Origin of the sequence: Streptomyces blastmyceticus (assembly GCF_039521185.1) — a bacterium.
In the GTDB taxonomy this organism is placed as follows: Bacteria; Actinomycetota; Actinomycetes; order Streptomycetales; family Streptomycetaceae; genus Streptomyces; species Streptomyces blastmyceticus.
Genome location: NZ_BAAABW010000010.1, coordinates 60,942 through 85,300 on the forward strand (window position 1 = coordinate 60,942; position 24,359 = coordinate 85,300).

The following is a 24,359-nucleotide window of genomic DNA, read 5'->3' on the forward strand; positions in this document are numbered from 1 at the left end:
GATGCGCCCCCTCGTGCCGGGGAATGGAGGTGAACGGGGTCTTGCCAGCCGTACGGATCCGCTGTCAGCGTAGCGAGTCGGTGACGGCAGTCAACAGATCGCGATAAGCGATCGGGAAGGGGACCGGCCGGTGACCCCTCCGTTCGCCCTCGATGCGGAGCAGCGCGCCTGGTGCGCGGAGCTCCGGGCCCTCGCCGCGGAACGGCTGCGGCCCCTCGCCGCCGCGGGCGGGCCCGGCCGCGTCAACCGCCCGCTCGTCGCCGCCCTCGGCGAACTCGGGCTCCTGGCACGGCTCTTCCCCGACGGGCGGCCCGTACGCGCCATGGATCTCTGCCTGTTGCGCGAATCCCTCGCCCGGGAGTGCACGGAGGCCGAGACCGCCCTCGCCCTCCAGGGGCTGGGCGCGGTGCCGGTCGCGCGATACGGCACCGGGGCGCAGCGCGCGCGGTGGCTGCCGGAGGTCGTGGCGGGCCGCGCCGTCGCCGCGTTCGCGCTGAGCGAGCCGGGTGCCGGCTCCGATGCCGCCGCCCTGGAGCTGCGGGCCGAGCCCGACGGCCGCGGCTGGCGGCTCACCGGGGAGAAGTGCTGGATCTCCAACGCCCCCGAGGCCGACCTGCACACCGTCTTCGCCCGCACCGGCCCCGGCGCCCGGGCCCACGGCGTCACCGCCTTCCTCGTCCCCGGCGGGCGGCCGGGCCTCGGCGGCCGTCCGCTCGACATGCTGAGCCCGCACCCGGTCGGCACGCTCACCTTCGACGGCGTCCGCGCGGAGCCGGACGACGTCATCGGGGAGGTGGGCGGCGGCTTCCGCGTCGCCATGGGCACGCTCGACCTGTTCCGGCCGAGCGTCGGCGCGTTCGCCGTGGGCATGGCGCGGGCCGCGCTCGCCGCCGCCGTGGCCCACGCGGGCGAACGCCAGGCGTTCGGCGGCCCGTTGAGGAACCTCCAGGCCGTCTCCCACCAGCTCGCCGAGATGGCCACCCGGACCGAGGCCGCGGCCCTGCTGGTGTACGCCGCGGCCGCGGCCCACGACGCGGGGGAGCCGGGCATCGCGGCCCGCGCGGCGATGGCCAAGCTGTTCGCCACCGAGACCGCGCAGTACGTGGTGGACGCGGCCGTCCAGATCCACGGCGCCCGCGCCCTGGAGCGCGGCCACCTCCTGGAGCACCTCTACCGCGAGGTCCGTGCCCCCCGGATCTACGAGGGCGCCACCGAGGTCCAGCGCACCATCATCGCGAAGGAGCTGTACCGATGACCGCACGGCCCGCGGAGGAACCGGCCCTGCGCCGGGTCAACCCCGGGGAGCTCCCGCCGCCCTCCGGTTTCACCCACGCGGTGACGGCCACCGGCGGGCGGCTGGTGTTCCTCGCGGGGCAGACCGCGCTCGACGGTGACGGCGCGATCGTGCCGGGCGGGCTGCCGGAGCAGTTCGCGCGGGCGCTGGCCAACCTCCTCACCGCGCTCCGCGCCGCCGGCGGCGCCCCGCACGACCTCGCCCGGGTCACCGTCCACACCACCGACGTCGCGGCCTACCGCGCCCACGCCGCAGAACTCGGCCGCATCTGGCGCCGGTCGGCGGGCCGGGACTACCCGGCCATGGCGCTCATCGGCGTGACCCGGCTCTGGGACGAGGCGGCGCTGGTCGAACTGGACGGGATCGCGGTCCTGCCCTGACCCGGGCCGGGTCGGCGTCGAATCCGGCGTTAAATGTCGCGGAAGATCTCGATCTGCGCGCCGATCGAGTTGAGCCGCTCCGCGAGGTCCTCGTAACCGCGGTTGATCACATAGACGTTGCGCAGCACGGAGGTGCCCTCCGCCGCCATCATCGCCAGCAGGACGACCACGGCGGGGCGCAGGGCGGGCGGGCACATCATCTCCGCCGAGCGCCAGCGGGTCGGTCCCTCGACGAGGACGCGGTGGGGGTCGAGGAGCTTGACGTCGGCGCCGAGGCGGTTGAGGTCGGTGAGGTAGATGGCGCGGTTGTCGTAGACCCAGTCGTGGATGAGCGTCTGGCCCTGCGCGGCCGCGGCGATGGCGGCGAAGAACGGCACGTTGTCGATGTTGAGGCCGGGGAACGGCATCGGGTGGATCTTGTCGATCGGCGCCCGCAGCTTGGAGGGGCGCACGGTCAGGTCGAGCAGGCGCGTACGGCCGTTGTCCGCCGCGTACTCGGGGGAGCGCTCGTGGTCGAGGCCCATCTCCTCCAGGACGGCGAGCTCGATCTCCATGAACTCCACGGGGACACGGCGGATCGTCAGCTCGGACTCCGTGACGACGGCGGCGGCCAGCAGGCTCATGGCCTCCACCGGGTCCTCGGAGGGCGCGTAGTCGACGTCCCGGTCGATGGTGGCCACGCCGTGCACGGTGAGGGTGGTCGTGCCGATGCCCTCGACCTTGACGCCCAGCTCCTCCAGGAAGAAGCAGAGATCCTGGACCATGTAGTTGGAGCTGGCGTTGCGGATGACGGTGACGCCGTCGTGGCGGGCGGCCGCCAGGAGCGCGTTCTCGGTGACGGTGTCGCCGCGCTCGGTCAGCACGATCGCCCGGGTGGGTGCGACCGAACGGTCGACCTGCGCGTGGTAGGTGCCGTCGGTGGCGGTGACCTCCAGGCCGAAGTGCCGCAGGGCCGTCATGTGCGGCTGCACGGTCCGGGTGCCGAGGTCGCAGCCGCCGGCGTACGGGATCTTGAAGTGGTCCATCCGGTGCAGCAGCGGCCCGAGGAACATGATCACGCTGCGGGTGCGGCGGGCGGCCTCGGTGTCCATCGCGGCGAGGTCCAGCTCGGCGGGCGGGACGATCTCCAGGTCGTTGCCGTCGTTGATCCAGCGGGCCCGGACGCCGATGCTGCCGAGGACCTCCAGAATGCGGTAGACCTCCTCGATCCGGGCGACCCGGCGCAGCGTCGTGCGGCCCGCGTTGAGGAGGGTCGCGCACAGCAGCGCCACACAGGCGTTCTTGCTGGTCTTGACGTCGATGGCGCCGGAGAGGCGGCGGCCGCCGACGACCCTCAGATGCATGGGGCCCGCGTACCCGAGGGAGACGATCTCGCTGTCCAGGGCCTCACCGATCCTGGCGATCATATCAAGGCTGATGTTCTGATTTCCCCGCTCGATGCGATTGACGGCGCTCTGGCTGGTGCCGAGCGCCTCTGCGAGCTGGGACTGCGTCCAGCCGCGGTGCTGCCGCGCGTCACGGATGAGCTTGCCGATGCGGGCGAGGTAGGCGTCTGTCATGAGTCAGACGGTATCTCAGATATGAGATCTCTACCTGCTGGGGCCGGTTCCCGTGCCTGCCCGGCCGTGTTGTGTCGTATTCCTGACGGTCTTTGCTTTCCCTGTGTGACCTGCGGCCAGACGCGGCCGTCACCTCTTTCCCGTCCGTCGGGCGCACCGGGCACCTCCGCGAGCGGGGGCCCGCTGCCGTGCGCCGGGGGCGGCCGGCCCGCGGGGCGCGGGATCGCCCGAAATGCGCACCCGAAGGCCCCCGTGCCACGCTGATCCGGGGCGGAGCCCGCCCCACCTGATCCACCCCGCAGAGGAGGGCAGGCATGGCCGGCAGGGAACGCGACCCGCGCTACGTGGACGACATGACGGAGGAGACGCTCGGCGCGCAGGAACAGGAGCGTCAGGAGCGCCAGCACCGGCAGGAGCGGCAGCAGGAGCGGCAGCGCGGCCGGCAGGCGGGCGACGAGGGCTCGCGCGCTGACCGGGACGACTCCGACGACAGCCGGTGACGGCCCGCAGGGGCCTTTCGGTGCCTGCCGGGACATGACCGCCCCTCGGCGATGTACTAGAGTTATCTCGACATCGAGATATCTGCCGAGAGGCGTACCGCTGTCGCGCCAGTAAGGCATGCCTAACTAAGGCACACCTTATCGGATTGGCGCGAACCCGTGACGGCAGGATTGCCGCAGTACGCGAATTCATGCATGAAGGAGACTGTCGTGTCGGCGAACAGCTTCGACGCCCGCAGCACGCTGCACGTGGGCGACGAGTCGTACGAGATCTTCCGGTTGGACAAGGTCGAGGGCGCCGCGCGCCTTCCCTACAGCCTGAAGGTGCTGCTGGAGAACCTGCTCCGCACGGAGGACGGCGCGAACATCACCGCCGACCACATCCGCGCGATCGGCGGCTGGGACTCCCAGGCCCAGCCCAGCCAGGAGATCCAGTTCACGCCGGCCCGCGTGATCATGCAGGACTTCACCGGCGTGCCCTGCGTCGTGGACCTCGCCACCATGCGTGAGGCCGTCAAGGAGCTCGGCGGCGACCCGGCGAAGATCAACCCGCTGGCCCCGGCCGAGCTGGTCATCGACCACTCCGTCATCGCCGACAAGTTCGGCACGAAGGACGCCTTCGGCCAGAACGTCGAGCTGGAGTACGGCCGCAACAAGGAGCGCTACCAGTTCCTGCGCTGGGGCCAGACCGCCTTCGACGAGTTCAAGGTCGTCCCCCCGGGCACCGGCATCGTCCACCAGGTGAACATCGAGCACCTGGCCCGCACGGTCATGGTCCGTAATGGCCAGGCCTACCCCGACACCCTCGTCGGCACCGACTCGCACACCACGATGGTCAACGGCCTCGGCGTGCTGGGCTGGGGCGTCGGCGGCATCGAGGCCGAGGCCGCGATGCTCGGCCAGCCGGTCTCCATGCTGATCCCGCGCGTCGTCGGCTTCAAGCTGACCGGCGAGCTGCCGGCCGGCACCACCGCCACCGACCTGGTGCTGACCATCACCGAGATGCTGCGCAAGCACGGTGTCGTCGGCAAGTTCGTCGAGTTCTACGGCGAGGGCGTCGCCGCCACCTCGCTGGCCAACCGCGCCACCATCGGCAACATGTCGCCGGAGTTCGGCTCCACCGCCGCGATCTTCCCGATCGACGGCGAGACGCTGAAGTACCTGAAGCTCACCGGCCGCTCCGAGCAGCAGGTCGCGCTGGTCGAGGCGTACGCCAAGGAGCAGGGCCTGTGGCTGGACCCGGCCGCCGAGCCGGACTTCTCCGAGAAGCTCGAGCTGGACCTCTCCACGGTCGTCCCGTCGATCGCCGGCCCGAAGCGCCCGCAGGACCGCATCATCCTGGCCAACGCCGCCCAGCAGTTCGCGCTGGACGTCCGCAACTACGTCGAGGACGACGACGAGGCGGGCAAGGAGTCCTTCCCGGCTTCCGACTCCCCGGCCGCCGCCAACGGCGTCCCGTCGCGCCCGACCACGGTCACGGCCCCCGACGGCACCACGTACGAGATCGACCACGGCGCCGTCACCGTCGCCGCGATCACCTCCTGCACCAACACCTCGAACCCCTACGTCATGGTCGCCGCCGCGCTCGTGGCCAAGAAGGCGGTCGAGAAGGGCCTGACCCGCAAGCCGTGGGTCAAGACCACGCTCGCCCCGGGTTCCAAGGTCGTCACCGACTACTTCGACAAGGCGGGCCTGACCCCCTACCTCGACAAGGTCGGCTTCAACCTCGTCGGCTACGGCTGCACCACCTGCATCGGCAACTCCGGCCCGCTGCCGGAGGAGGTCTCCAAGGCCGTCAACGAGCACGACCTCGCGGTCACGTCCGTCCTCTCGGGCAACCGCAACTTCGAGGGCCGCATCAACCCCGACGTCAAGATGAACTACCTGGCCTCCCCGCCGCTGGTCGTCGCGTACGCCCTCGCGGGCTCCATGAAGGTGGACATCACCAAGGACGCCCTGGGCACCGACACCGACGGCAACCCGGTCTTCCTCAAGGACATCTGGCCCTCCGAGGCCGAGGTCAACGACGTCGTGGCCAACGCCATCGGCGAGGACATGTTCAACAAGTCCTACCAGGACGTCTTCGCGGGCGACGCCCAGTGGCAGGCGCTGCCGATCCCGACCGGCAACACCTTCGAGTGGGACACCGAGTCCACCTACGTCCGCAAGCCCCCGTACTTCGAGGGCATGACGATGGAGACCACCCCGGTCACCGACATCGCCGGTGCCCGCGTCCTGGCCAAGCTGGGCGACTCGGTCACCACCGACCACATCTCCCCGGCCGGTGCCATCAAGGCCGACACCCCGGCCGGCAAGTACCTCACCGAGCACGGTGTCGAGCGTCGTGACTTCAACAGCTACGGCTCGCGCCGGGGCAACCACGAGGTCATGATCCGCGGAACGTTCGCCAACATCCGCCTGCGCAACCAGATCGCGCCGGGCACCGAGGGCGGCTTCACGCGCGACTTCACGAAGGACGGCGCCCCGGTGTCGTTCATCTACGACGCCTCGCGCAACTACATCGAGCAGGGCACCCCGCTGGTCGTCCTGGCCGGCAAGGAGTACGGCTCCGGCTCGTCCCGCGACTGGGCCGCCAAGGGCACCGCGCTGCTCGGCGTCAAGGCCGTCATCGCCGAGTCCTACGAGCGCATCCACCGCTCGAACCTCATCGGCATGGGCGTCCTGCCCCTGCAGTTCCCCGAGGGCGCCTCGGCGGAGTCCCTGGGCCTGACCGGCGAGGAGACCTTCACCTTCACCGGTGTGACCGAGCTGAACAACGGCACCACGCCGCGCACGGTCAAGGTCACCACCGACACGGGCGTCGAGTTCGACGCGGTCGTCCGCATCGACACCCCCGGTGAGGCGGACTACTACCGCAACGGCGGCATCATGCAGTACGTGCTGCGCAACCTGATCCGCAAGTAAGCGGTTCCGCAGGGCCAGTTGAGGGCCGCACCCCGTCTCGTACGGGGTGCGGCCCTCGTCGCGTTCGGCAACCTCGTGAGGCGTCCCAACTCGTAAGGGTGATCGGAGCGTTGGGGAAGTGTCGGGCATTGTGCTCCTGGTTAGTCTCCGGCAGGGGTCGATGCCGGGAGACATCGCTCCCCAGGGAGGGAAATATTCATGGGTACCGCCGTCACTTTCGGGGAGCTCGCACGCCTTTCGGGCGAGGAGCTCCCCCCGCGGCTCGTGCTGTCGAGGGTGATGTCGGCGGGATCCGACCAGCCGGTGTATCCGGCCATGGTGAAGTCCGACCACGGAACCACGGTCGCCTACGCCTGCCAGTACCGGCAGCACGCGGGAAATCCTCCGCTCCTCGTCTTCCTGGGACTCGCCTCACGGGACCCCGGCTATACGGCGACGTGCGTTCCCGCGGCCATCTCCAGTCATTGAGCCATTCAGGCACTTACAGAAGGGGAATGGAATGGACAACGCCATCAGCTTCGAGGAACTCGGCAACGTGACGGGCGAGGTGCTGCCCGAGCGGACCGTCATGGGCATCATGGCCACCCCGCTCGGCTTCGGCGACGGCGACGGCGGCTCCGGCTCGGGTGCCGGCAGCGCCAGCAGCAGCTCCGCGTCGGCCGGCGGCGGAGTCGTGAACGCCCCCGCCCCGAGCGACCACGGCACCACGATCCTCTCGTCCTGCCAGTCCATCGACCGGCAGGGCACCCCGGGTCTGCTGGGCTCGCTCGGCCTGGGCTCCGAGAATCCCGCCTCCGGTGTGACCTGCACCCCGGCGGCCATCTCCAGCCACTGATCGCATAGCGGTCCGTCGTACGCACGTCACCCGCACGTCGTACGCACGGGGGAGGGCCGGGCGCGTCCGGCCCTCCCCCGCACTCTGTCCCCCTACGGAGAGCGCCCATGTCACTGCCCGCGCTGGTGCCCGGCACGGAACTGGTCGGCGAGTTCGAGGACTCCGGTTACCGCGAGCCGCCCCACCTGGTCTGCCGCCCGGACGGGCAGGTCGTGCGCCTGCCTTCCCTCCTCTACCAAGTCGCCCGCGCGCTCGACGGGCAGCCACTGGAACGCGTCGCCGAGCAGCTCAGCCGGGAGACGGGGCGGGGCTTCACCGCGGAACACATCGTCTTCCTCATCGACGAGAAGCTCGTCCCGCTCGGCCTGACGACCTACAGCGACGGCTCACCGCCCCCGCCCATGCGGAAGACCGACCCCTTCCTGGCCTTCCGCTTCCGGCTGGCGGTACTGCCGCAGCGCGCCACGTGGTTTCTCTCCGGCCTGTTCGCCTGGCTGTTCCAGCCGGTGCTGGTGCTCGCTGCTCTCGGTACGTTCGTCGGCGGCGAGGTATGGCTGTGGATGACCCAGGACACCGGGATCGCCCTGCGGGCCGTCCTCTCCTCCCCGGCCGACGTGCTGCTCGTCGTCCTCCTGGCCATCGCCTCCTGCGTGTTCCACGAGATGGGCCACGGCGCGGCCTGCCGCTACGGAGGCGCGCGGCCGGGTGCGATGGGCTGCGGCATCTATCTGGTGTGGCCCGCCTTCTACACGGACATCACCGATTCCTACCGGCTGGGGCGCGCCGGGCGGATCCGGGCCGACCTGGGCGGCGTCTACTTCAACGCGCTCTTCGTCCTCGGCCTGCTCGCGCTGTACACGTCGAGCGGCAGCCCGCTGCTCCTGGTGGCGATCATCTCCGTCCACCTGGAGATGATCCAGCAACTCCTGCCCACGCTGCGGTTCGACGGCTACTACATCGTCGCGGACCTGGTCGGCATCCCCGACCTCTTCAAATACATCGCGCCCATCCTCAAGCGGCTGGTGCTCCGCCGCCCGCAGGACGACCGGCTGCGGGCGCTCAAGCGATGGCCGCAGATCGTCGTCGCGGTGTGGGTCGTGTTCCTGGTGCCGGTGCTCGTCCTCCAGCTGGGCATGATGATCGTCAATCTGCCCCAGCTGCTCCGCGCGGACTGGCGCACTGTCAACCTGCTGGTGGAGAAGGCCGGTACGGCCGGCTACCCCGCCCTCGGCCTGGTCTCGGCATGCCTGCAGATCGTGCTGCTCACGCTTCCCGTCGCCGGACTGGCGCTGGCGCTGTGGCGGCCCGCGCGCTCGCTTCTCCGCCTGGCCCTGCGCCGCCGCGCCGCATGAACACGGCGGGCATGGGCGCGGCCCGGATCCGTGGAAGGCGTCCGGGCCGCGCGGGAGGTCACCTCAAGCGACGCTCCGTCAGAACAGCATCCGGAACTGGTTCCAGCCGGAGTTGCCGATCTTGACCTTGTACTCGAACGGCTGGGACGCCTTGCCCGTGCCGCGGTAGAGCCACAGGGCGCCGTCGTTGTCGCGGGCGATCAGGTCGGCCTTGCCGTCCTGGTCCACGTCACCGGTGGCCACCAGCTTGTTGAACTGGTTCCAGCCGCCGCCGATGCGCTGCTTGGTCTCGAACGGCTTGGTGTAGTCGCCGGTGCCCTTGTAGAGCCACAGCACGCCGTCCTTGTCGCGGGCGACGATGTCGGTCTTGCCGTCACCGGTGAGATCGCCGCGGCCCTGGATCTCGGTGTACTGGTTCCAGCCGGGACCGACCTTCTTGCGGCCCGTCAGGGTGCCGTCGGGGTAGGCCAGGTAGAGCCAGAGGACACCCTCGCGGTCGCGGACCAGGATGTCGGACTCGCCCGCGCCGCCCAGGTTGCCGGGGGAGATGAACTGGTCGTACTGGCCCCAGTCGTCCGCCACGATCTTCGAGCTGCTGGCCGTGGCGTAGATGATGTTCTGGGCGTTGTCGCGGACGTAGAGCGACTCGCTCAGGCCGTCCCGGTCGTGGTCGACCCGCGCCGCGGCGTTGATCTTGCTCCAGCCGTTGGTGACGTACTCCTTGGGCGTGATGCCGCCCTTGCCGTCGGGCCAGTAGAAGTAGAGGTCGTCGGAGTTGACGGCGCTCAGCGGGAAGAACGGGGCCTCGGCGGTCGGGCCGTCGGCCTTGACCTTGCCGCGCGGAGCCGCCAGGCGCGGGGCACCGGCCTTGGGGGCCTGGGCGCCCGACTTGGGGTAGTCGCCGGACTTCGCCTCGCCGCGCAGCGCCTCGAGGAGGTGCTTGGCGGAGGTGTCGGCGGAGAGCCTGGCCGCGGACTTGGCCGCGCCCGAGGCGGGAGAGGAGGAGGGGCTGTCGGCCATGGCCGTGCCGGCGGTGGTGCCGAGCAGGGCGGCGGCTATGGCCGCGGTCGCGATGCGGCGTGCGGCGACGCCGCGCGTACGGCCGGGGAGATGAGCCACGTGGGTCTCCAGAAAGTCTCAGGTGAAGGCGGCGGCCCCAATCCGGGACCGCCGCCGAACCCCATGATCTTTCACATTTTCTTTACCTGTCAATCACCATGTGTGGATCCCGGACCGATCAGCTCGATCTCTGCGAGTGTGCCCTCACCGGCCAATGTCTCCAGGCGGTAGTGGTGGAAGGAGCCCGGGGTGTGCACCGTGAAGACCCGGGTCTGCCGGTCCCAGGCGAAGGACTCTCCCGTGCGCCGGTCGACCTCCGTCCAGCTCTCTCCGTCCGTCGAGCCCTTGAGGACCCAGCCGCCCGGAGCCTTGGCGCGGTCGGCCGACGTGAGGGTGTACGAGGTCACGCGCGAGCCGGACGGCACCTCCAGGGGGGCCACGGTGAAGGACGCCTCCGTGGCCGAGGTGTTGTCGGTCAGGGGCGAGGTGCCCGGCGCCGTCAGATCGCCCTCCGGCTCCGGCACCGCGTCGCCCCGGGTCAGGGAGGAGGGGCCCGCGTCCCGGCCGCTGCCCCACGCGGAGGGCCGGGGGCCCATGGTGAACTCCAGCGTCCCGCCGTTCGCCACCACGGAGTGCGGGAGCGCCGTGGAGGTCCACTCCTTGCCGTCGACCCGCAGCCCCTGCACATAGACGTTCCGGGCGCTGTTGCCCGGCGCCTTCACGACCAGGTCGCGGCCGTTCTCCAGATGGACGGTGGCCTTGGTGAACAGCGGGGACCCGACCGCGTACTCCCCGCTGCCCATCACCAGCGGATAGAAGCCGAGGGCGCTGAAGACGTACCACGCCGACATCTCGCCGTTGTCCTCGTCGCCCGGGTACCCCTGGCCGATCTCGCTGCCGAGATAGAGGCGGGACATCACCTCGCGGACCTTCTCCTGCGTCTTCCACGGCTGCCCCGCCGCGTCGTACATGTAGGCGATGTGGTGCGAGGGCTGGTTGCTGTGGCCGTACATGCCCATCCGGACGTCCCGGGCCTCGGTCATCTCGTGGATGACGCCGCCGTACGAACCGGCGAACTCGGGCGACCCGGTCTCGGGCGTGCGGAAGAAGGCGTCGAGCTTGCGCGCCAGGCCGTCGCGGCCGCCGTAGAGGTTGGCCAGCCCCCTGCTGTCCTGCGGGACCGTGAACGCGAAGTTCCAGCCGTTGGTCTCGGTGTAGTCGTAGCCCCAGACGCGCGGGTCGTACTGCTTGGGCGTCAGCCGCCAGGCGCCGGAGGGGTCCTTGCCCTGGAAGAAGCCGACGGCCGGGTCGAAGAGCTTGACGTAGTTCCGGGCGCGGTTCAGGAAGTAGTGGGACTCCTCCCGGTAGCGGGCCTTGTGGGTCTTCTCGTAGAGGGCCTGGCCCATCCGCCCGAGGCCGAAGTCGTTGATGTAGCCGTCCATCGCCCAGGACATGCCCTCGCGCGTGGTGGTGCTGGTGTAGCCGAGGAAGGTGGAGGTCTCCATGCCCTTGCGTCCCACGCCGGGGTTGGGGGGCGCCACCGTGGCGTTCTTGAGGGCCGCCTCGTACGCGGCCTCCGCGTCGAACGGGACGCCCTTCACATAGGCGTCGGCGAAGGCGACGTCCGAACTGGTGCCGGTCATCAGGTCGGCGTAGCCGGGGGAGGACCAGCGGGAGATCCAGCCGCCGTCCTTGTACTGCTGGACGAAACCGTCGACGAGCTTCCCCGCCCGCTTCGGGGTCAGGAGCGCGTACGCGGGCCAGGTGGTGCGGTAGGTGTCCCAGAAGCCGTTGTTGACGTAGACCTCGCCGTCGACGATCTTCGCGCCGGTACGGGTCGGGGTGGACTCGCCGGCGGGCGGGGCGAAGGGGCTGGCGTACCGGCTGCGCGGGTGCGCGGTCGAGCCGGTGTTCTCGAAGCCCGAGTTGGGATACAGGTAGAGGCGGTAGAGGCTGGAGTAGAGCGTGGTGAGCTGGTCCCGGCTCGCGCCCTCGACCTCGATCCGGCCGAGGACGGCGTCCCACGCGTCGCGGGCCCGGTCGTGGACGTCCGCGAAGGAGGTGCCGGCCGGGATCTCCTGGTCGAGGTTGGCCTTGGCCTGGTCGACGCCGATGAGGGAGGTCGCGATGCGCAGCGTGACCGTACGGTCCTGGCCCGGCTTGAAGCGCAGATAGCCGGTGACGCCGTCGCCCCGGGTGCCCTCGCCGCCCATGCGCTGCACGCCGTCCGGGTCGGCCGAGCTGATCGCGCTGCCCGGGAGGTCCGGAGGCCCGCCCAGCTTGCCGCCGGCGGTGACGGGCGCGTCGAAGACGCCGTAGACGAAGAGCCGGCCGGCGCCGGTGGACAGCCCGCTGCGCACATCCGAGTAGCCGGTGATCACGCCGTGGTCGGGATCGAGGGTCAGGCCCCCCTGATCCCGGACGTTGTCAAGGATGACGCTGGCGTTCTCACCCGGAAAGGTGAAACGCATCAGCGCGGCATGGTCGCTGGGGACGATCTCCGACTTCAGCCCGTTGTCGAAGGTGACGCCGTAGTAGTGCGGCTTCGCGATCTCACGGGAGTGGTGGAAGGGGAGGGCGCGGGCCGTCCGCCCGGCATCCGGGGTGCCGGTGGCGGCCGACGGCATGATCTGGAAGGTCTGCCGGTCGCCCATCCAGGGGCTCGGCTCATGGCTGGCGCTGAACGCCTGGATGGTCGGGAGGTTGTCGGCGTTGTTGGCGGCGGCGTACTGGTAGAGCCAGTCCGTCGAGCCGGCGTTGGTGACGGGGGTCCAGAAGTTGAAACCATGGGGCACGGCCGTGGCGGGGAAGGTGTTGCCGCGGGAGAAGGTCGAGCTGGAGTGCGTGCCGCGCGTGGTGAGGGCGTAGTCCGCCGGGTGCGCCGCGGGATGCTCCGCGGGGGCGGGCGCGAGCGAGATGTCGTCCACCCACCCGCGGAATTTCGCCGGGCCGACGGGGGAGTCGTAGCCGATCAGTACCCGGGCGACCGTCTTGCCCGCGGCGACCGCGCCGATCCGCGATTCCTTGGCGTTCCACTGATTGACATAGAGGGTCTTGGATTCGGCCTGCCCCTGCGGTGTGAGGGGTGCGCCGTGCTGGTCGACCGCGCCCAGCCCGCTCAGATAGGTGCCGTCGGTGAAGGCGAGGTCGAGCGCGGCATGGGTGGCCGGATAGCGCGGGTCGGCCTCGGGCATCGAGGGGAAGATCTTGTAGGAGAGCAGGGTCTCCGTGGTGACCTTCACCTTCACGGCGAAGATCTTGTTGTAGGCGTAGGCATGCCCGGTGGCCCGGTGTCTGCCTCCGTAGCGCAGGGCGTGGGTGCCGGTGAAGCCGGCGCGCGGCTTGGCCGTCGGCGAGCCGGTGGGCCCGCTGTCGACGTAGCTGCGCATGTCCGGGGGCGGGGGGCCGCCGGTGTCCGCGGTCGCGAGCTGGAGCTCGGCCAGCTGGGTGATGCCGTCCCCGCCGTTGCGGATTATGTCCAGCCGGTACTGCCGGTAGGGGGCGCGGTTGGTGAAGGAGAACTCCTTGGTCTGGAGGCGCTTTTCGAAGGAGACGTCCTTGCGGCTGTCCAGGACCGTCCAACTGTGTCCGTCGTCGGAGCCCTGGAGCGTCCACTCCCTGGGGTCCCGGCCGGGGGCGTCGTTGGCGGAGGTCAGCGCGTAGCGCACGGCCGTCACCGGCTCGGACAGCTCGAATTCCAGCCAGGGGGTCCGCTCGAAGACGAGCCACTTGGTCGTGGGCTCGCCGTCGATCAGGTTCTCCTTGACCTCCCCGGCCGCGGCGTTCTCCCCGCTCGCCCGGACGGCGGTGACCTTGTCGGTGACATTGCCCGGGATGCCCGCGGTGTCGCTGCCGTCTATCCCGGCGGCCCGCCGCCGCCCGTCGGGGCCGGTCTCGACCGCGTTGCGCCAATCGGGCTGCGGCTCACCCGGCTCGAAGGAGGAGCTGAAGCGCTGGGACGCGGCATCGGCCCGTACGGCGGCCGCCGAGGCCAGGGCCGCGGCGCCCTGCGGGGTCTGAGTGGTCGTCACCACCAGGGCGGCCGCGAGGAGGGCCAGGGGGCGGGTGATTGTACGCCACCGGTGGCGGGATCCCTGTCGCCGACTCTGCCGCATCCCTTGCCTCTCCACGAAACCGACAACGTTGTCAACCGAGTAGCGCAGAGACAAGTAGGGCGTGAGACGTCAGTGGTGTCAAGGGTTCGGATGTTGGTGTCGCCGTGGGACGGCGTAGGTTGGGGAGGTCTCAACTCGGGAAAGACTGACGGTCAAAGCCGCTTTCGATCTTGCCCAGTTGATGTGAAGTGGACTATACCTGTCGGCGTCCGGGGCGGCCGCAGGCCGTCGCGGCGGATCCGGGGGAGAGCGGCGGCCGGGGGCGCCGTGGGAGCGGCACCGATCCCGGCGCACACCCAGCACACCAAGCTTCAACTGACCCGCGGTGTCGGGCCCTTCGTCCATGGCCGGTTCGCACGGTTCGCACGGTTCGCAAGGGGAGACCGCCACACCGCCTGAGTCCTGGAGAAGGCGAGGACTTGAGCATGGGATCCACCTCAGCATTCAGCCGGCGCGATCTGGTCAAGCGGACCGCGGCACTCGGTCTGATCGCGGTGCCGTCGATGAGCGTGCTCACCGCATGCGCCACCGGGGGCGGCAGCGACGACAACAGCAGTGCCGACAAGGGCGATCAGGGCAAGAAGTCGGAGAAGAACCCGCTCGGCGTCAAGAACGGCGCCCCGCTCGACGCGTTCATCTTCAAGGGCGGCCTCGGCGATCAGTACGCCAAGGACGCCGAGGCCGACTACAAGGCCACGTACGGCGCCGAGGTCAAGCACACCGGCACCCAGCAGGTCGGCCCCAAGCTCCAGCCCCGCTTCGCCGGTGGCAATCCGCCGGATGTCATCGACAACTCCGGCGCCGACCACCTGGACATGAACAAGCTGTCCTCGCAAGGGCAGTTGCTCGACCTCACCCCACTCCTCGACGCGGCCTCGCCGGACGATCCCAAGAAGAAGATCCGGGACATCCTCTATCCGAGCGCCATCGAGAAGGGCAAGCACAAGGACGCCTTCGACGTCCTCTATTACGCCTTCACCGTCTATGGCACCTGGTATTCCCAGAAGCTGCTGAGCGACAAGGGCTGGGCCTATCCGAAGTCCTTCGACGACATGATCAAGCTCTGTGAGGAGATCAAGAAGGCGGGCATCGCGCCCTGGACCTACCCGGGCAAATACCCGTACTACGTCCACTTCAACATCTTCCCGCAGATCGCCAAGATCGGCGGCCTGGAGAAGTGGATCGCGATCGACAATCTGGAGCCCAACGCCTGGACCTCCAACGACGCGGTCAAGCAGGTCATCGGGCACTACGAGGAGCTCGCGGCCAAGGGCTATTTCCTGGAGGGCAGCCAGGGGCTGACGCACATTCAGGCGCAGACCTCCTGGACCAAGGGCAAGGCCGTCTTCATCCCCAACGGCTCCTGGGTGGAGAACGAGGCGACCCCGACCACCCCCAAGGACTTCGGCATGGCCGTCGGCGCGCTCTTCGACGGCGGCTCCGGCGACAAGATGCCGCACGGCACGGTGCGCGCCGAGCCCAGCGAGCCGTTCATCGTGGCGAAGGCCGGCAAGAACCCCGTGGGCGGCATGGAGCTGCTGCGCATCATGCTCTCCAAGAAGCACGCGCAGAACTTCGCGCAGAAGGTCCATTCCCTCACCAGCAACATGCAGGGTGCCGAGGGTGCTTCGCTCTCCCCGGGCCTGGCCTCCGCGGCGAAGGCCGTCAAGGACGCGGGCGGCAATCAGAACCTGCTGATGATCCAGTTGCAGGAGTGGTACCCCAAGCTGACGGACGAGAAGATGGGCGGCCTGACCAGCCAGCTGCTCACCGGTGACCTCAAGGCCGCCGAGTGGATCAAAAAGACGCAGCAGTACGCGGACGAGACCGCCAAGGACAGCTCCGTCACCAAGTTCCACCGGTCGGCCTGACGCGTCCGGCGGCCGACTCGGAAGGGCCGGGAGGCAGCATGCAGCACGGCAAGTACCGGTTCATCGCGGGGTTCCTGGCCCTGCCGCTGGCCGTCTACGCGATCTTTGTGATCTCGCCGTTCGTCCAGGCGTTCCAGATCGCGATGACCGACTGGAGCGGTCTCAAGGGCGCGGCGAAATACATCGGGTTCGACAACTACGACAAGCTCGTGCACAGCGACGAGTTCTGGAACGCGCTCAAGCACAACGTCATCATGCTGGTGCTCGTCCCGATCGTGACGCTGGCGCTCGGGCTGTTCTTCGCCTTCATGCTCAATGTCGGCGGCAGGTCCCGGCGGGGCGCGGTGGTCACCGGGGTGCGGGGGTCGAAGTTCTATAAATTCGTCTTCTTCTTCCCCCAGGTCATCTCCATCACCATCATCTCGGTGATCTGGTTCAACATCTACAATCCGGATCCCTCGGACGGCATGCTCAACTCCCTGCTGGGGGCGGTGGGTCTGGACTCCCTGCAGAGCGCCTGGCTGGGGGAGAAGAGCATCGCCCTGGCCTGCATCATGCTCGTGATGATCTGGGCGAACGTCGGCTTCTACGTGGTCCTCTTCTCGGCGGCCATGGCCTCCATCCCGCGGGACATCTACGAGGCGGCGCTGCTGGACGGCGCCGGCCGCGCCCACACCTTCTTCCGGATCACCCTGCCGCTGCTGTGGGACACCGTGCAGACCGGCTGGGTCTACATGGGCATCATCGCGATGGACGCCTTCGCGCTGGTGCAGATCATGTCGGTGAACATGGGCGGCCCGGACGGCGCGACGGACGTCGTCCCGCTGCGGCTCTACCAAACCGCCTTCCGCGACAGCCAATTCGGCTATGCGTCGGCCATGGGCATCGCCATGCTCATCGTGACTCTGCTGTTCGCCGTGCTCACCATGCGCTTCGCGCGTCGTGAGCGGATCGAGTTCTAGGGGTACGACGAAATGACGACGGAAGCAGGCGCGGTACCCGCGAAGGAATCGGCCGCGGCCGAGCGGCGGGGCGGCCGGGAGACGGGGCGCCGCCGCCCGGAGGGCGCGGTGCTCAATGTCTTCTCGCACGGCATTCTCATCGTCTGGGCGCTCATGGTGGGTCTGCCGCTGATCTGGGTGCTGTGGAGTTCCTTCAAGAGCAGCGGTGACATCCTCAGCTCGCCGTGGTCGCTGCCGCGCTCGTTCCACTTCGAGAACTGGGCACACGCCTGGGAGCGGGCCAGTATCGGCCGGTATTTCGGCAACACCATCATCGTCGTGGGCTGTTCGGTCATCGGGACGATGGTGCTCGGCTCGATGGCGGGCTATGTGCTGGCCCGCTTCTCCTTCCCCGGCAACCGCTTCATCTATTACCTTTTCGTGGCCGGGATGTCCTTCCCGGTCTTCATGCTGGTCATTCCGCTGTTCTTCGTGCTGCGGGATTTTCCCGGAGTGACCCTGCTGGCGACGTACCCCGGGCTGATCCTGGTCTACATCGCCTTCTCGCTGCCGTTCACCGTCTTCTTCATGACGGCTTTCTTCCGTACGCTGCCGACCTCGGTCGCCGAGGCCGCGATGATCGACGGGGCCTCGCACACCCGGACGTTCTTCCAGGTCATGCTCCCGATGGCCAAGCCGGGTCTGATCAGCATCGGCATCTTCAATTTCCTGGGCCAGTGGAACCAGTACCTCCTGCCCATGGTCCTCAATCAGAACGAGCACCATTACGTCCTGACGCAGGGCCTCGCCCAGATCGCCCTGCAGCAGGGCTACGACGGGGACTGGGGCGGTCTGATGGCGGGCATGGTGATCGCCATGCTGCCGGTCCTCGTCGTCTATTTCCTCTTCCAGCGGCAGGTGCAGGCGGGCCTGACGGCGGGCGCGCTGAAATAGCCGTCGGCAGTGCGCGGGCGCGGGGTACCGCCACCGGGCCGGGCGGTCAGTGGAGCGTGAACCAGACCGCCTTGCCGGGGCCCTGCGCGGCCGGGCGGACGCCCCAGGCCCTCGCGCAGCTGTCGATGAGGGTGAGCCCGCGGCCCGACTCGTCCTCCCAGCCCGCGTTGACGCGGGCCGGGACCTCGGGGCTGGTGTCGTGCACATCGACGCGCAGGACACGCGAGCGGCAGCTGAGGTCCACGGTCACCGGGGATTTGGTGTGCACTACACCATTGGTGACCAGCTCCGTGACCAACAGACAGGCGGTGTCGGCGAGATCGAGGCGCCCGTGCTGCTGCAGCGCGAGCCGGAGAGAGCTGCGCACGATGCCGATCATCCAGGGCTGGGCAGGGATCCGGAGTGTGTACCACCAGTCGGCGGTGGCCAGTTGAGGGTCCTCGCACATTGCGGGCTCCGTTCGGGGGGTGGATTCAAGAGTGGGATGGGATCGACCGCGAGTGCATAAATTCGGTGGGCTTTCGTCCCTGTGAGTGACTGTGCTCACCGGGTGTGTGCAGGCAGACTCTCTGCCCAAAGGAAGGGAGGATTGTCATGCCGCAGAAGCCCCCAACTATCCGCCAGAAGCGCCTCGGTGCGGAGCTCCGCAAGCTCCGTGAAGCGGCGGGTATGTCAGGTGAAGATGCCGCAGAGGCGCTGGAGTGCGGACAGGCCAAGATCAGCCGTATCGAGACCGGCACCAACGGGATTCGCCCGTTCGAGCTACGTGGCCTGCTGAAGGCCTACGGGGTGACCGATCGGGCGCTGGTCGAGTCGCTGGTGGACCTGGCCCGCGAGGGCCGCCGCCAGGGCTGGTGGAACCACTACGTGAGCGCCTTCCCCGGCATCGCCGACCTCGCGCACCTGGAGTCCAAGGCCGTGTCCGTCCAGGTCTGGCAGACCGTGCTCGTGCCCGGCCTCCTGCAGACCCCCGGCTATATGCGCGCGCTGTTCAGGGGCGGCCGGCACGGTTACGACGACACCGGGACCGAGCGGTGCGTGGCGGCTCGCACCACCCGGCAGGCGGTGCTCGACAAGCCGGACGCCCCCGAGCTCACCGCGGTGGTCTACGAGGCGGCACTGCGCTGCAGCGTCGGCGGGCCGGAGGTGATGCGGGGCCAGCTGGGACACCTCGTCGGCCTCGTGGAGAGCGAGCGGGCGCGGATCCAGGTGCTGCCCTTCGACGCGGGCGTGCACGGCGGCCTGGACGGGCCGTTCACCGTCTACGGACTGCTCGCGTCCGGGATGGACGTGGTGATGACGGACAGCCTCGCCGCGGCCGCCTATCTGGACCGCGAGGAGGACGTCCGGCGCTACCGGGCGCTCTTCGGCTCGCTGCGCTCCCTCGCGCTCGACCCGGGCCCCTCACTGGTCATGATCAAGAAGCTGGCGGTACGGGCGTGACCGCCCGGCGCCCCGCCGCGCCCGGCGGCCCGCTCCGGTGGCAGCGGTCCCGGTTCTCCGGCAGCGGGGGCGGCCAGGAGTGCCTGGAGGCCGCCGCAGGCCCCGGCGGGACGTACTTCCGGGAGAGCGACCGGCCGCGTACCGTGCTGACGCCCGCAGCCGCCGCCTGGGCGGCCCTGCTGCGGGCCGTGAAGTCCGGCGCCCTGGACGGTCACCGGCCCGCCCGACCCCCGCACCCGGGAGCTCGATAGGGTTCGAGGCCTTGACGGGAGTTACCCCGGACGGCTCAGCTTAGAGTTCATATGTTGTACGGATGGCTGGGCTCCAGTGCTGTGGCCCGGCCGCGGGGCGGCGGTCGTGCCGTACCCGGCGAGGCGGGAGTGAATGGGCGTGGAGACTCCGGGGTCGCAGTCGTCGCTGCACCGGGCCAACCTGGAGCGGGTCGTGCGCGCCGTGCGCATGGCGGGCTCGCTCACCCAGGCGGAGATCGCCCGCGCCACGGGCCTGTCGGCGGCCACGGTCTCCAACATCGTGCGGGAGCTGAAGGACGGCGGCACGGTCGAGGTCACCCCCACCTCCTCCGGCGGGCGCCGGGCCCGCAGCGTCTCCCTGTCCGGCGACGCCGGGATCGTCGTGGGGGTCGACTTCGGGCACACCCACCTGCGGGTGGCCGTCGGCAACCTCGCGCACCGGGTGCTGGCCGAGGACGCCGAGCCGCTGGACGTGGACGCCTCCGCCGCACAGGGCCTGGACCGGGCCGAGCACCTGGTCAAGCGGCTGATCAAGGAGGCGGGCATCAACCCCGCCAAGATCGTCGGGGTGGGTCTCGGCGTGCCGGGCCCGATCGACGTCGCCTCCGGCACCCTGGGCTCGACCGCGATCCTGCCGGGCTGGGCGGGCACCAACCCCCGCGACGACCTCGCGGCCCGGATCGGCGTGCCCGTCTACGTCGACAACGACGCCAACCTCGGCGCCCTCGGCGAGCTGGTCTGGGGCGCGGGCCGGGGCGCCACCGACCTCGCGTACATCAAGGTCGCCAGCGGCGTGGGCGCGGGACTGGTGATCAACGGGCAGATCTACCGGGGCCCGGGCGGCACCGCCGGCGAGATCGGGCACATCACGCTGGACGAGGCGGGCCCGGTCTGCCGGTGCGGCAACCGCGGCTGCCTGGAGACCTTCACCGCGGCCCGCTATGTGCTGCCCCTGCTCCATTCGGCCCACGGCACGGATCTGACCGTCGCCCGCATGGTGGAGCTCGCGCGTGCGGGCGACCCCGGCTGCCGGCGGGTGATCGGGGACGTCGGCCGGCACATCGGCAGCGGTGTGGCCAACCTCTGCAACCTCCTCAACCCCAGCCGTGTGGTGCTCGGCGGCGATCTCGCGGACTCCGGCGAGCTGGTGCTCGCACCGATCCGGGAATCCGTCTCGCGGTACGCGATCCCCAGCGCCGCCCGGCAGTTGGAGGTCGTGCCCGGCGCGCTGGGCGGCCGGGCCGAGGTGCTGGGCGCGCTGGCGCTCGTCCTGAGCGAGATGGGCGATTCGACGCTGCTCGACGATTCCGGGCCGGCGGACGCCCCGGTGCCGTCCTGACGGCCGTCAGCGTTTTCCGATGGCACGCCGCGCACGTATCTTGAGTTCACGCAGATAACGAATGGCATCGTTGCCATCTCGTTAAGGATTTACTTCTTGACGCCCCCTTGGGGGCCGAGTTGACTTCCAGCCACCTCGGCCGCAACGACGCGGCCTCGTCAGGGAGGTATCTGCAAGTGAACACGCATCTGCGGCGTGCTGCCGTGGCCGTGGCGGCCGTCTCGATGGCAGCGGGTCTCGCCGCCTGTGGCAGCGCCAAGCAAGCCGGTGGCGGGAACAAGAAGGAATCGAAGGGCTCGCTGACCATCGGCCTCCTTCTGCCGGAAAACCAGACCGCCCGATATGAGCGATTCGACAAACCGCTGATCGAAAAGAAGATCAGGGAACTCGCGGGCACGCAGACGACGGTCCTCTACGAGAACGCCAAGCAGGACGCGTCGGTCCAGCAGCAGCAGGTCGACACAATGATCACCAAAAAGGTCGACGCGCTGATCGTGGACCCGGTGGACGCGAAGTCGATAGCGAGCTCGGTGAAGAAGGCGAACGACAAGGGAATTCCCGTCGTCGCGTACGACCGGCTGGCCGAGGGACCCATCAAGGCGTACACCTCCGTCGACAACGAGCGCGTCGGCAAGATCCAGGGCGAATCCCTGCTGAAGGAGCTCGGCGACAACGCCGCCAAGGGCGACATCGTCATGATGAACGGCTCCGTCACCGACCCCAACGCCAAGATGTACAAGGACGGCGCCCACTCCGTGCTCGACGGGAAGGTCACGATCGGCAAGGAGTACGACACCAAGGAGTGGAAGCCGGAGAACGCCAACGAGAACATGAAGGGCGCCATCTCCTCGCTCGGCAAGGACAAGATCGTCGGCGTCTACTCCGCCAACGACGGCATGGCAGGCGGCATCATCACCGCCCTCAAGAGCGCGGGCTTCGACAAGCTGCCGCCGGTGACCGGCCAGGACGCCGAGCTCTCCGCGGTCCAGCGCATCCTCGCCGACGAGCAGTTCATGAGCGTCTACAAGCCGTACAAGCCCGAGGCCGACGCCGCGGCCGAGATGGCGGTCGTCCTGGCCCAGGGCAAGAAGCTCGACGGCATCGCCAAGTCCACCGTGGACAGCGGCTCCGAGAAGAAGATCCCCTCCGTCATCGTCACCCCCTTCGCCCTCACCAAGCCCGACATCGCCCAGTACGTCGGCAAGGAGGGCTTCTTCAACCTGGACGAGATCTGCACCGCGAAGTACAAGGCGCAGTGCGACAAGGCCGGACTGAAGTAAGCCCCAGCGTCCCGCCGTTGAAGGCGGTGAAGGAGATGATGAACGTGTCCGCTACGCCCGTGCTGGCGTTGCGCGGGATCTCCAAGCGGTTCGGTGCCGTGCAGGCGCTCACCGACGTGGAGCTGGAGATCCATCCCGGCGAGGTGGTCGCCCTGGTCGGCGACAACGGCGCCGGCAAGTCCACCCTGGTCAAGACCATCGCCGGAGTCGGCCCCGCCGACGACGGCGTGATCGAGTGGGAAGGGCGGCAGGTCACCGTCGACCGGCCGCACACCGCCCAGGAGTTGGGCATCGCGACCGTCTACCAGGACCTCGCGCTCTGCGACAACCTCGACGTCGTCGGCAACCTCTTCCTCGGCCGGGAGATCGTCCGCGCCGGGGTGCTCGACGAGGTCGAGATGGAGCGCCGCGCCCGCGAGCTGCTCGCCACCCTGTCCATCCGGATCCCCAGTGTCCGCATCCCCGTCGCCTCGCTCTCCGGCGGGCAGCGGCAGACCGTCGCCATCGCCCGCTCGCTGCTCGGCGAGCCCAAGGTCGTCATCCTCGACGAGCCCACCGCGGCGCTGGGCGTCGAGCAGACCGCGCAGGTACTCGACCTGGTCGAACGGCTGCGGGAGCGCGGCCTCGGGGTCATTCTCATCAGCCACAACATGGCGGACGTGAAGGCCGTCGCCGACCGCGTGGCCGTGCTCCGCCTCGGCCGAAACAACGGCACCTTCGAGGTGCGCGCCACCTCGCAGGAAGAGATCATCTCCGCCATCACCGGTGCCACCGACAACGCTGTCACCCGCCGTGAGGCCCGCCGGCAGGGCGAGGGCGACAGCGAGACCGCGGAGGGGAACCAGTGAGCACGAATCCGACCGAGTCCCAGGGCACCCGGCCCGCCAACGGCAACGGCCAGGCACCCGCCGAGGGCGCCGTCACCGCCGTCGACCCCCGCCTGCTGGTCAGGCAGGAAGGGTTCGCCGGCTACTGGAGCGAGTTCGGCCGCAAGCTGCGCAGCGGAGAGCTGGGCTCGCTGCCCGTGGTGGTCGGACTGATCATCATCGCCATCGTCTTCCAGCTCAGGGACTCGGCCTTCCTGGGCGCGGAGAACCTCTCCAACCTCTTCGTCACCGCCGCCGGCACGGGCCTGATCGCGGTCGGCATCGTCTTCGTCCTGATCCTCGGCGAGATCGACCTGTCCGTGGGCTCGGTGAGCGGCCTGGCGGCAGCCGTCTTCGCCGTCCTCAACGTGAACCACGGCATGCCCGAATGGCTCGCGTTCGTGCTCGCGATCCTCTCGGGCGCGGTGATCGGCGCGCTGCACGGCTTCTTCTTCGCCCGGATCGGCGTGCCCGCGTTCGTGGTGACCCTGGCCGGCCTGCTCGGCTGGAACGGTCTGATGCTCCAGGTGCTCGGCTCCAACGGCACCATCAACCTCGACGACTCCGGGCTCGTCGCCGACCTCACCAACCACTACTTCACCGACATCTCCGCGGCCTACGGCCTGGCGACCCTGGGCGTGGCCGCGTTCTTCCTGCTGTCCTTCCGCGACAGCAGGCGCCGCGAGGCGGCGGGCGTCCCCAGCAGGCCGCTCAGCGAGATCGTCCTGCGCACGGTGGCGCTGGCGGTGCCGGCCTATGTGGTGGCCTGGCTGTTCAACCAGTACAAGGGCCTGCCGCTGGCCGTGGTGATCTTCCTCGGGGTCGTGGTCGCCCTCGACTTCGTGCTGCGCCGCACGTCGTACGGGCGCAAGATCTTCGCGCTCGGCGGCAGCGTCGAGGCGGCCCGCCGGGCGGGCATCAACGTCTCGGCGATCCGCATCTCGGTCTTCGCGCTCTCCGGGACGATGGCGGCGCTCGGCGGGATGTTCCTGGCCTCGCAGATCAACGCCGCGAACCAGTCCTCCGGCGCGGGCAGCCTGCTGATGAACGCCATCGCGGCGGCCGTCATCGGCGGCACCAGCCTCTTCGGCGGCCGGGGCAAGACGTGGTCCGCGCTGCTGGGCGTGCTCGTCATCCAGTCCATCGCGTCGGGGATGGCACTGCTGGGCATCGCGTCGGCGGTCCAGTACATGATCACCGGTGCGGTGCTGCTGGCCGCGGTCGTGATCGACTCGGTGTCGCGCCGCACGCAGCGGAGCGCGGGGCGCGCGTAGCGCCTGCGGCGCGCTTTCTGATGGGTGCGGCTCCGTCGCTCCCCCAGCTACCTCCCCCAGACTCCGTCCGGGGGTGCCCCCAGAGGTGCCCCCAGCGGCGGGCGGCCTCAAACGCCGGCCG

20 protein-coding genes are annotated in these 24,359 nt (G+C 69.5%); 16 read left to right on the forward strand and 4 right to left on the reverse strand.

The genetic code is table 11. The features are described from left to right. The first annotated feature begins 130 nt into the window (after positions 1-130). Entirely contained in the window at positions 131-1,255 is a 1,125-nt protein-coding gene (locus ABD269_RS09340; protein ID WP_344117313.1) for an acyl-CoA dehydrogenase family protein, read from the forward strand. Then, the gene (locus ABD269_RS09345) at positions 1,252-1,674 is read left to right on the forward strand and encodes a RidA family protein (RefSeq protein ID WP_301891692.1); all 423 of its coding nucleotides are present in this window, start codon (positions 1,252-1,254) and stop codon (positions 1,672-1,674) included. Before ABD269_RS09340 ends, ABD269_RS09345 begins: the two co-directional genes overlap by 4 nt. 29 nt (positions 1,675-1,703) lie before the next feature. On the opposite strand, the gene ABD269_RS09350 is transcribed toward ABD269_RS09345, so the two are convergent. Beyond that, positions 1,704-3,233, reverse strand: coding sequence for a helix-turn-helix domain-containing protein (locus ABD269_RS09350; protein WP_116214406.1), 1,530 nt, complete (start codon positions 3,231-3,233; stop codon positions 1,704-1,706). 314 nt (positions 3,234-3,547) lie between these two features. Here ABD269_RS09350 and ABD269_RS09355 point away from each other — a divergent pair, with 314 nt between their 5' ends. From ABD269_RS09355 to ABD269_RS09375, 5 genes are all read left to right on the forward strand, one after another. Next, a complete protein-coding gene (locus tag ABD269_RS09355; protein WP_344117314.1) occupies positions 3,548-3,733 on the forward strand; it encodes a hypothetical protein in 186 nt (61 codons plus the stop codon). A 210-nt stretch (positions 3,734-3,943) separates the two neighbouring features. Further along, positions 3,944-6,658 carry an aconitate hydratase AcnA gene (gene acnA / locus ABD269_RS09360; protein ID WP_344117315.1) on the forward strand — a complete coding sequence of 905 codons (2,715 nt, stop codon included), beginning with the start codon at positions 3,944-3,946 and terminating at the stop codon, positions 6,656-6,658. A 198-nt stretch (positions 6,659-6,856) separates the two neighbouring features. Beyond that, complete coding sequence (locus ABD269_RS09365) at positions 6,857-7,126, forward strand: hypothetical protein (RefSeq protein WP_116214405.1); 270 nt, start codon at positions 6,857-6,859, stop codon at positions 7,124-7,126. Positions 7,127-7,157: 31 nt separating this feature from the next. Then, entirely contained in the window at positions 7,158-7,493 is a 336-nt protein-coding gene (locus ABD269_RS09370) for a hypothetical protein (RefSeq protein WP_344117316.1), read from the forward strand. Between the two features lie 107 nt (positions 7,494-7,600). Beyond that, positions 7,601-8,845 (forward strand): hypothetical protein, encoded by a 1,245-nt coding sequence (locus tag ABD269_RS09375; protein WP_344117317.1) that lies wholly within the window; start codon positions 7,601-7,603, stop codon positions 8,843-8,845. Positions 8,846-8,923: 78 nt separating this feature from the next. Here the strand turns inward: ABD269_RS09375 and ABD269_RS09380 are convergent, their stop codons facing one another. Next, on the reverse strand, positions 8,924-9,964 hold the full coding sequence (locus ABD269_RS09380; protein WP_344117318.1) for an FG-GAP repeat domain-containing protein: 1,041 nt from the start codon (positions 9,962-9,964) through the stop codon (positions 8,924-8,926). An 89-nt stretch (positions 9,965-10,053) separates the two neighbouring features. Beyond that, on the reverse strand, positions 10,054-14,019 hold the full coding sequence (locus tag ABD269_RS09385) for a GH92 family glycosyl hydrolase (protein WP_344117319.1): 3,966 nt from the start codon (positions 14,017-14,019) through the stop codon (positions 10,054-10,056). A gap of 425 nt (positions 14,020-14,444) precedes the next feature. Between ABD269_RS09385 and ngcE the strand changes: the two genes are divergently transcribed. The 3 genes from ngcE to ABD269_RS09400 are packed head-to-tail and all read left to right on the forward strand — an operon-like array spanning position 14,445 to position 17,785. Continuing rightward, positions 14,445-15,890, forward strand: coding sequence for an N-acetylglucosamine/diacetylchitobiose ABC transporter substrate-binding protein (ngcE, locus tag ABD269_RS09390; protein ID WP_344117320.1), 1,446 nt, complete (start codon positions 14,445-14,447; stop codon positions 15,888-15,890). 38 nt (positions 15,891-15,928) lie between these two features. Beyond that, positions 15,929-16,852 (forward strand): carbohydrate ABC transporter permease, encoded by a 924-nt coding sequence (locus ABD269_RS09395; RefSeq protein ID WP_301891679.1) that lies wholly within the window; start codon positions 15,929-15,931, stop codon positions 16,850-16,852. Between the two features lie 12 nt (positions 16,853-16,864). After that, a complete protein-coding gene (locus tag ABD269_RS09400; protein ID WP_344117321.1) occupies positions 16,865-17,785 on the forward strand; it encodes a carbohydrate ABC transporter permease in 921 nt (306 codons plus the stop codon). A gap of 46 nt (positions 17,786-17,831) precedes the next feature. Here ABD269_RS09400 and ABD269_RS09405 read toward each other — a convergent pair whose 3' ends face one another. Then, entirely contained in the window at positions 17,832-18,233 is a 402-nt protein-coding gene (locus ABD269_RS09405) for an ATP-binding protein (protein ID WP_344117322.1), read from the reverse strand. A gap of 146 nt (positions 18,234-18,379) precedes the next feature. Between ABD269_RS09405 and ABD269_RS09410 the strand changes: the two genes are divergently transcribed. From ABD269_RS09410 to ABD269_RS09435, 6 genes are all read left to right on the forward strand, one after another. Beyond that, on the forward strand, positions 18,380-19,228 hold the full coding sequence (locus tag ABD269_RS09410; protein ID WP_344117323.1) for a helix-turn-helix domain-containing protein: 849 nt from the start codon (positions 18,380-18,382) through the stop codon (positions 19,226-19,228). Then, the gene (locus ABD269_RS09415) at positions 19,225-19,479 is read left to right on the forward strand and encodes a DUF397 domain-containing protein (protein ID WP_301891675.1); all 255 of its coding nucleotides are present in this window, start codon (positions 19,225-19,227) and stop codon (positions 19,477-19,479) included. The genes ABD269_RS09410 and ABD269_RS09415 overlap by 4 nt, the downstream gene beginning before the upstream one ends. 139 nt (positions 19,480-19,618) lie before the next feature. Beyond that, positions 19,619-20,818: an ROK family transcriptional regulator gene (locus tag ABD269_RS09420; RefSeq protein ID WP_301894281.1), complete on the forward strand. Its 1,200-nt coding sequence runs from the start codon at positions 19,619-19,621 to the stop codon at positions 20,816-20,818. Between the two features lie 176 nt (positions 20,819-20,994). After that, positions 20,995-22,098, forward strand: a complete 1,104-nt coding sequence (locus ABD269_RS09425) for an ABC transporter substrate-binding protein (RefSeq protein WP_344117324.1) — start codon at positions 20,995-20,997, stop codon at positions 22,096-22,098. Between the two features lie 35 nt (positions 22,099-22,133). Then, positions 22,134-22,946, forward strand: a complete 813-nt coding sequence (locus tag ABD269_RS09430; protein ID WP_301894280.1) for an ATP-binding cassette domain-containing protein — start codon at positions 22,134-22,136, stop codon at positions 22,944-22,946. Beyond that, positions 22,943-24,238, forward strand: a complete 1,296-nt coding sequence (locus ABD269_RS09435) for a sugar ABC transporter permease (protein ID WP_344117325.1) — start codon at positions 22,943-22,945, stop codon at positions 24,236-24,238. Before ABD269_RS09430 ends, ABD269_RS09435 begins: the two co-directional genes overlap by 4 nt. Positions 24,239-24,359 lie beyond the last annotated feature (121 nt).

Excerpts from the sequence above, each read along its gene's own strand:
- ABD269_RS09350 (WP_116214406.1), bottom strand. The coding sequence starts at position 3,233 with ATGACAGACGCCTACCTCGCCCGCATCGGCAAGCTCATCCGTGACGCG.
- ABD269_RS09365 (WP_116214405.1), top strand. The coding sequence starts at position 6,857 with ATGGGTACCGCCGTCACTTTCGGGGAGCTCGCACGCCTTTCGGGCGAG.
- ABD269_RS09345 (WP_301891692.1), top strand. The coding sequence starts at position 1,252 with ATGACCGCACGGCCCGCGGAGGAACCGGCCCTGCGCCGGGTCAACCCC.
- ABD269_RS09405 (WP_344117322.1), bottom strand. The coding sequence starts at position 18,233 with ATGTGCGAGGACCCTCAACTGGCCACCGCCGACTGGTGGTACACACTC.
- ABD269_RS09385 (WP_344117319.1), bottom strand. The coding sequence starts at position 14,019 with ATGCGGCAGAGTCGGCGACAGGGATCCCGCCACCGGTGGCGTACAATC.
- ABD269_RS09355 (WP_344117314.1), top strand. The coding sequence starts at position 3,548 with ATGGCCGGCAGGGAACGCGACCCGCGCTACGTGGACGACATGACGGAG.
- ABD269_RS09400 (WP_344117321.1), top strand. The coding sequence starts at position 16,865 with ATGACGACGGAAGCAGGCGCGGTACCCGCGAAGGAATCGGCCGCGGCC.
- ABD269_RS09375 (WP_344117317.1), top strand. The coding sequence starts at position 7,601 with ATGTCACTGCCCGCGCTGGTGCCCGGCACGGAACTGGTCGGCGAGTTC.
- ABD269_RS09430 (WP_301894280.1), top strand. The coding sequence starts at position 22,134 with ATGATGAACGTGTCCGCTACGCCCGTGCTGGCGTTGCGCGGGATCTCC.
- ngcE (WP_344117320.1), top strand. The coding sequence starts at position 14,445 with ATGGGATCCACCTCAGCATTCAGCCGGCGCGATCTGGTCAAGCGGACC.
- ABD269_RS09410 (WP_344117323.1), top strand. The coding sequence starts at position 18,380 with ATGCCGCAGAAGCCCCCAACTATCCGCCAGAAGCGCCTCGGTGCGGAG.
- ABD269_RS09370 (WP_344117316.1), top strand. The coding sequence starts at position 7,158 with ATGGACAACGCCATCAGCTTCGAGGAACTCGGCAACGTGACGGGCGAG.
- ABD269_RS09395 (WP_301891679.1), top strand. The coding sequence starts at position 15,929 with ATGCAGCACGGCAAGTACCGGTTCATCGCGGGGTTCCTGGCCCTGCCG.